This is a genomic window from Paenarthrobacter aurescens, from assembly GCF_025421775.1.
Classification (GTDB): domain Bacteria; phylum Actinomycetota; class Actinomycetes; order Actinomycetales; family Micrococcaceae; genus Arthrobacter; species Arthrobacter aurescens_B.
In genome coordinates this window covers 1-265 of the sequence record NZ_JAOEFX010000359.1, presented here as the reverse complement: position 1 = coordinate 265, position 265 = coordinate 1, and the positions used below count along the sequence as shown (strand labels likewise).

1 protein-coding gene is annotated in these 265 nt (G+C 59.6%); it reads right to left on the bottom strand.

Annotated elements, in window-relative coordinates; all coding sequences use genetic code 11:
* On the bottom strand, window positions 1-265 hold a 265-nt coding region (locus tag N7568_RS23955; protein WP_261612186.1), incomplete at both ends, for an ATP-binding cassette domain-containing protein.

Sequence of the window (265 nt, the reverse complement as noted above, 5' to 3'; positions counted from 1 at the left end):
AATGCGGTCGGCCATGCCCATCACTTCCGGCAGTTCGGAGGAGACCATGATCACCGCCAGGCCCTGACCGACCAGCTCGGACATAAATTGATGCACCGCCGCTTTGGAGCCGATATCGATCCCTTTGGTCGGTTCATCGAGGATGATGACGTCCGGGTGGGTCGCCAGCCATTTGCCGATCACCACCTTCTGCTGGTTGCCGCCGGAGAGGGTTTCCACCGCCTGTTTCCAGCTAAAGGCTTTCACCTGCAGGCGTCTGGCGTAT